Source organism: Desulfosporosinus metallidurans, from assembly GCF_001936615.1.
Lineage (GTDB): Bacteria > Bacillota > Desulfitobacteriia > Desulfitobacteriales > Desulfitobacteriaceae > Desulfosporosinus > Desulfosporosinus metallidurans.
In genome coordinates, this window is sequence record NZ_MLBF01000101.1 from 1 (window position 1) to 6,723 (window position 6,723).

Genomic DNA, 6,723 nt, shown 5'->3' on the forward strand with positions numbered 1-6,723 from the left:
GATCTCGTTGCCCTAGGAATGGTAGAAACCCGAGGAATCGTGGGAGCAATTGAGGCAGCCGATGCCATGGTCAAAGCTGCCAATGTAACGTTGATCGGCAAGGTAAAAGTAGGGGGCGCATTAGTGACGGTCATGGTACGAGGAGACGTTGGAGCGGTCAAGGCCTCAGTCGACGCGGGAGCAGCAGCAGCAGAACGAGTTGGAGAACTCATCAGCTGCCACGTCATCCCACGCCCCCACCAAGAACTCGAACAAATCTTACCCAAGTTACCTACCATTGAAGAGAAGCCCAAAACCAGAAACGTCGAGAACACAAAATAAACCGTCGGAGAAAGCGCAAGCAACCGACGTCTAAAGGAGGGTTACCATGATTGAGCCCATTAAGCCTAAGGTCTTAGCGGTAAGACTCATTCCCAATGTCGCTCCGGATTTAGCGGAGAAATTAGGACTAACGGGGGATCAACGTTCGATCGGCATGATCACAGCCGACATTGACGATTCAACCTATGTGGCTTTAGACGAAGCCACCAAAAAAGCAGAAGTCGAAGTGGTTTACGCCAAAAGTTTCTATTGCGGCGCGGCCCGAGCATCAGGCCCCTTATCGGGAGAAATCATCGGCATCTTTGCCGGCCCGAACCCAGCCGAAGTCCGCGCAGGCGTCGATGCCTGCATAGAACACTTAGAAAACGAATGTTTCTTCTACACCTGTGATGGCGGGAAAACCGCCTGGTTTCCGCATACCGTCTCCCGGACCGGAAGTTACCTCTCTAAAATAGCGGGAATCCCAGAAGGAGAAGCACTCGCCTATCTCATCGCCCCGCCGATCGAAGCCATGTTCGGCTTAGACGCTGCCCTCAAAGCAGCTGAAGTGACGATGCAAGCCTTTTACGGACCACCAACCGAAACCAACTTTGGTGGCGGACTCTTAACCGGATCACAAAGCGCGTGTAAATCCGCCTGTGAGGCCTTCCAACGAGCCGTCATCGACGTCGTGGAAAACGGCCTCAAATTCTAGACGAAGGGGAAGTGCAGCGTTGAAATGGAACTTGATCGCGATTTATGCTCCTTACAAGAAGCCAGAAATTTAGTACGAGCTGCTCGCAAAGCCCAAGAAGCCCTCATGAACTTCACGCAAGAACAAGTCGATCACATCATCGACATGATGCGCGAAGCCGGAGAAGCGAATGCAGCCCGCTTGGCCATGATGGCCGTCTCCGAAACCGGGATGGGAAATTACGCCGACAAATGCTTCAAAAACTACTTTGCCTCCCGCACCGTGTATGACTCCATCAAAAGCATGAAAACCGTCGGCATCATCCGCGAAGACCGCGAACACAAGATCTGGGAAATCGCCGAGCCCGTCGGGGTCATCGCCGGAATCGTCCCCACCACCAATCCCACCTCCACCGTGATTTACAAAGCCATGATCGCTCTAAAATCACGCAACGCCATCGTCTTTTCCCCGCATCCCTCCGCCGTGCGCTGCACGAATGAAGCCGCTAAAATCATGCATCAAGCGGCCGTCGCAGCAGGAGCCCCCGAAGGGGTCATAGGGTGTATCCTGAATGTCTCCATGGGAGCCACCACTGAACTCATGAAACATCCCAGTGTGGCCATGATCCTCGCCACCGGCGGAAGTGCCTTAGTGAAAGCCGCCTACAGCAGTGGCAAGCCCGCCCTCGGTGTCGGACCCGGCAACGTCCCCGCCTTCGTCGAACGAAGTGCCGACCTACCCAAGGCCGCCGAATACATCGTTATGGGCAAAACCTTTGACAACGGAACCATTTGTGCCTCAGAACAAGCGATTGTTGCCGAAGAATGCATCGCCGACGAACTCATAGGGCATCTCAAACGCAACGGCGCGCATTTCCTCGATCCCGAAGACGTTCAAAAAGTGTCCAAAGTGGTCATGTTAGCCAAAGGAGGGGTCAACCCCAAAGTGGTCGGCAAAGACCCCAAATTCATCGCCCAACTTGCCGGAATCAGCATTCCCGAACAAACCAAGTGTCTCATCGCCCCCTTGAGCGGCGTCGGACCACAGTGGCCCTTATCCTACGAAAAACTCACCACCGTCCTCGGCTTCTACCGAGTCGCCGATTGGCATGAAGGGTGTGAACGCTGCTTCCAACTCCTAGAAGCCGGCGGAGTCGGGCACAGCCTAGCCATCCACAGCCAAAACGAAGAGGTCATCCGCGAATTTGCCCTTAAGAAACCCGTCAATCGTATCCTCGTCAACACCCCAGCCGCCATGGGAGGCGTCGGAGCCACCACCGGCCTATCCCCCTCCTTCACCCTAGGGTGTGGAACTTGGGCAGGCTCGAGCGTCTCAGAAAACGTCACCCCACTGCACTTACTCAACATCAAACGAGTCGCCTGGCATCTAGGAATACCCGAGCGCAAACCTGTGGAGCCTATGAACGTAGCCGGAGCAGGGGCAACCGAAGGAGTCCAGAACTCGACCCTTAGCACGCAAGTCGATGCCAACATGGTCCAAGAAATCATCAACCAAGTCATGCAACATTTAAATGGAATGAAGTGTTAAGATAAAAATAAACTTTGAATTAAATTAAGGAGGGAACACGATGGCACAAGATCGAAGTGTAATCGCACTCGGCATGATTGAAACCAAAGGATTAATCCCCGCGATCGAAGCAGCGGATCAAATGTTAAAAGCGGCCAATGTGTCGCTATGCGGAAAAGAGCATGTCTCCGGCGGACTCGTCTCCGTCATGGTAAGAGGAGATGTGGGAGCTGTAAAAGCAGCCGTGGATGCAGGAGCCGCAGCCGCACAACGAGTCGGAGAACTACTCAGCGTGCATGTCATTCCGCGCCCACACCAGGACGTCGAGTACATTTTACCCGTAGGCGATAACAAAACCTATGGTGAAAAATAAGCACATTGACTCCGGAAAAACATCGAGGCTTCAGTGAGGATGCTGCGCTACCAGACGTTAAATCAGATAGTCAATCGTCGATATCTGACCTATGACCTCCGACTTCTGTAGTGTGAGGTGAAAATATGATCGTAACCGAGTATGAATTAAGAGCCAATTGGCATAAAACGAAAGACAAAGTGATCACCTTACCCCAGGGGAGTGTGATCACCCCTTCGGCCCGAGACTTTATTCGGTCCAAGGGAATCGATGTCCAAATTGAAGGAAACGGAATTCTCGACCTCCACAAAAACAATTTTTCCAATGCCCAACAAACCACAAAAAGGGCAAAACCCTTCGAAGAGAAACTTAACTCCTCTCAAGAAAGTCAAAGTCAGAGTAAACGTCAACTTCCAAGCCAAGCTCAAACCTCACCAGGGGTCAAACCCGAACACATGACCCATCTGCGTGTCGGAGCCTTAGTCACCAAGACCCACCCCGTGATCGCCTATCGAGGACAACTCGATCTCTTTCAGTGTGAACTCGTCGAAGCCCAGGGCTTTTTTGCCCAAGAAGGGGAAGATGACCTCGTTCTTAAGCTCGAAGAAATCGCCGCCTTTGCTCGGCAACTCATGGTCAGTGAAGTCAAAGACGAACCGTTTCAATGGGAAAGCCTCATCGGACTGACTCCAGCAGAACTACGGGAACGGTCCCATCACCCCAAAACGTATTACGGAGTCGAGCATAGCCCGCTCAGCTATACCCATGGAAAGGTCGTCTCCAAGCTCCATCATCTCAGAGCAAAATCACGAGAAGTCGAACTCTACGCCAATCGCGCCTTCACCGACGAGGACGGAAACTGCAGCCGAACCGACCTGATCCAGGCCTTAAACCGGCTCTCCAGTGCCTTCTATATCCTCGCCTGTAGCGTACGAGGACGTCTTCACCAAGAAAAACGAGTTCCCATCGGAACCTCGAATCGCCATATCCACCTCTCGAACGAGGATTTAACCACCCTGTACGGAGAGAACTACGCCTTGACGATCCAAAAAGAACTCTCCCAACCCGGACAGTTCGCAGCGAAAGAAACCGTCACGTTAGTCGGCCCTAAAGGATGCCTCGAGAAGGTCCGAGTCTTGGGCCCTGTCAGAAAACGCACCCAAGCCGAAATCAGTGTCACCGATTGTTTTAAACTGGGCATCAAACCCGTCATCCGAGATTCAGGACACCATGATGGAACCCCCGGCCTACAAATCATCGGCCCCTTAGGGAACGTTGACCTCGAATCCGGCGTCATGGTGGCCAGTCGACATATCCACCTAAACCTCGAGGAAGCAGCGGAGTGGTCCCTCAAGGATGGAGACCGGGTGCGCGTCAAAGTGCAAAGCCAACGTCCCATGATCTTTGAAGACGTCCTGATCCGAGTCCATGAACACTACCACAAAGAAATGCACCTCGATATGGATGAAGCCAATGCAGCCCTCCTCGACTCGCAGAGCCAAGGTCTGCTCATGGGGGTATAACGCATGAACGAAGAACTGATCAACCAACTCGTGCACCGCATCCTATCGGAGCCCGCCTTTCAAGCCCTCCTCCAAGGAAACGGAAACGGAGCAGGAAACAAGGCGGTTAAACCCGCCGCTCTAGTCCTCTTAAACTACGTCCCCGATTTCGAACGAGTCTTAAGCGCCGTGAAAACACGCTGGGGAGCAGAGTACACGCTCACGATCTTACCCAGCGAAAGCGTCGCCAAGGCTAACCCAGCTCTACCCGAAGACATGAACTGGATCACACCCCAAGACGCCTTGACCAAGACAGACTGGCAAAAAATCATCGTCCCAGCGTGTTCAGCCAATACGCTAGCGAAAGCAGCCTTAGGGCTACGAGATAACCCCCTGAGTGAACTCATCGGACGTGGAATCACCCAAGGTCAACCCATCGAACTCGTAACAGAGTATCTCGGCTTTACCGCCCAAACCCCAAAAGCCTACCTTGAACTTTATGAAGGATATCTTCAGAAAATAAAGTCCTACGGCGTAAAAGTCTACACTAGGATTGGGGACGAAAAGACGGCTGCGGAACCCACTCAAGACGTCATTCGGTTCGAAAAGAAGTTCTTAGGAGATAAAGATGCCTATGGATTTCCCGAAGCATCAAGGGTCTTCGTCAAGCGATTAACCGTCATATCCCCGCTAGCCCGAGATACCTTAAAGATCCGCCGAATTGAATTGTGTACGGACATGGAGAGAGAGGGTGGAAGACGATGATTTTAGCTCGCGTCATTGGACATGTCTGGTCCACACGCAAAGAAGAATCCTTACGTGGCCTGAAGTTTCTCGTCATCCAACCCGTTACCCTCACCTATGCTGAGGATGGATCAGCAAAGCTGACCGAACACGGAAACTCCCTCATCGCCGCCGATCAAATCGGAGCCGGAGAAAGTGAACTGGTCATGGTTGCCAGCGGATCCTCAGCCCGACAAGGGCTAGCGAATCACAACATTCCCATCGATGCCATCATCGTGGGCATTATCGATAAAGAAACCTTTGAAGCGTAAGCTTAAGTGGGTGAAAAAATGAACGATAAAAATACGAACACTACAACCACGAACGGTACAAGCCCCAAGGATATAAGCGCGACCGTCCGAGAGGCAGGCGTCGTCGGCGCAGGCGGAGCTGGTTTTCCAACCCATGTCAAACTCGCCGCCCAAGCCGAGATCGTGGTCGTCAACGGAGCAGAATGTGAACCCATGTTGAAAACCGACCAACAACTGGTAGCACGCTACCCCGACCAACTCATCAAAGGGTTAAAACTAGCCATGAAGGCCACCGGTGCCCAAAAAGGAATCATCGCCTTGAAGGCCAAGTATCAGGCCGCCATTCAAGCCTTAGAGCCCTATCTCACCGACCAACTGCAGATCACAATTATGCCGGACATCTATCCCGCCGGAGATGAAGTTATTACCATCTGGTTAACCACAGGACGGCGCGTCCCCCCAGGAGGAATCCCCATCAATATCGGGGTCGTGGTCAATAATGTTCAAACCCTCATCAATGTGGCTAAAGCCCATGAGGGAGAGCCCGTCACCACGCGGACCCTTACCGTCACTGGAGCCGTCAAAAATCCCATCACCATCACCGTGCCCCTCGGAACCTCCCTGCAGGACGTCCTTAACCTAGCCGGTGGAGGACGGGGTGATGACCTAGCCTATATCCTCGGAGGCCCCATGATGGGAAGCTTGATCACAGATCTCAGCGCACCCGTCACCAAAACCACCGGAGGACTCATTGCCCTCCCCAAGGATCACCCACTCATTAAGCGGAAACAAATGCCGCTAGAAACCGTCCTGCGCATCGCCAAAACCGTCTGTGAACAATGCAGCTTCTGTACTGAACTCTGCCCACGTCATATGATCGGGCACGAATTATCCCCGCATCGCCTGATTCGAGCCGTGAATTACAAAGCCATGGCAGATCCACAAACCTTGACCAGTGCTCTCACCTGTTCAGAGTGTGGGGTATGTGAAGCCTATGCCTGTCCGGTGGGAATCTCACCGCTGCGGGTCAATCGCGCCTTAAAAGCAGAGTTACGAGCCAAAGGAATCAAGTATCAAGGAGAACTCGGGAAGGTTGATCCGATGGCCCAACATCGCGTAATCCCCTCCTCACGCTTAGTGCAGCGCTTAAAATTAGGTCCTTGGTATAAAGAGGCACCCTTATCCCTAGAGACCTATGAACCCGAGGAAGTGAGCTTAAGCCTTCAACAACATATAGGGGCACCCGCCATCCCCGTGGTAAAGGTCGGAGAGATCGTTCAACGAGGACAAGTCGTCGGAGAAATTCCGGAAGGA

8 protein-coding genes are annotated in these 6,723 nt (G+C 52.8%); all 8 read left to right on the forward strand.

The window, feature by feature from the left end; translation table 11 throughout:
• A partial coding sequence (locus DSOL_RS25185; protein WP_235839001.1) for a BMC domain-containing protein occupies window positions 1-321 on the forward strand: 321 nt, incomplete at its 5' end.
• Window positions 322-367: 46 nt separating this feature from the next.
• Window positions 368-1,015, forward strand: coding sequence for an ethanolamine utilization microcompartment protein EutL (eutL, locus tag DSOL_RS25190; RefSeq protein ID WP_075367458.1), 648 nt, complete (start codon window positions 368-370; stop codon window positions 1,013-1,015).
• 24 nt (window positions 1,016-1,039) lie between these two features.
• On the forward strand, window positions 1,040-2,542 hold the full coding sequence (locus DSOL_RS25195) for an acetaldehyde dehydrogenase (acetylating) (protein WP_075367459.1): 1,503 nt from the start codon (window positions 1,040-1,042) through the stop codon (window positions 2,540-2,542).
• A gap of 40 nt (window positions 2,543-2,582) precedes the next feature.
• The gene (locus tag DSOL_RS25200) at window positions 2,583-2,894 is read left to right on the forward strand and encodes a BMC domain-containing protein (protein ID WP_075367460.1); all 312 of its coding nucleotides are present in this window, start codon (window positions 2,583-2,585) and stop codon (window positions 2,892-2,894) included.
• Between the two features lie 125 nt (window positions 2,895-3,019).
• Window positions 3,020-4,396: a phosphate propanoyltransferase gene (gene pduL / locus DSOL_RS25205; RefSeq protein WP_075367461.1), complete on the forward strand. Its 1,377-nt coding sequence runs from the start codon at window positions 3,020-3,022 to the stop codon at window positions 4,394-4,396.
• Window positions 4,397-4,399: 3 nt separating this feature from the next.
• Window positions 4,400-5,140, forward strand: a complete 741-nt coding sequence (locus tag DSOL_RS25210) for a flavoprotein (protein WP_075367462.1) — start codon at window positions 4,400-4,402, stop codon at window positions 5,138-5,140.
• Window positions 5,137-5,430, forward strand: a complete 294-nt coding sequence (locus DSOL_RS25215; RefSeq protein ID WP_075367463.1) for a EutN/CcmL family microcompartment protein — start codon at window positions 5,137-5,139, stop codon at window positions 5,428-5,430. The genes DSOL_RS25210 and DSOL_RS25215 overlap by 4 nt, the downstream gene beginning before the upstream one ends.
• A gap of 18 nt (window positions 5,431-5,448) precedes the next feature.
• A partial coding sequence (locus DSOL_RS25220) for a 4Fe-4S dicluster domain-containing protein (protein WP_075367464.1) occupies window positions 5,449-6,723 on the forward strand: 1,275 nt, incomplete at its 3' end.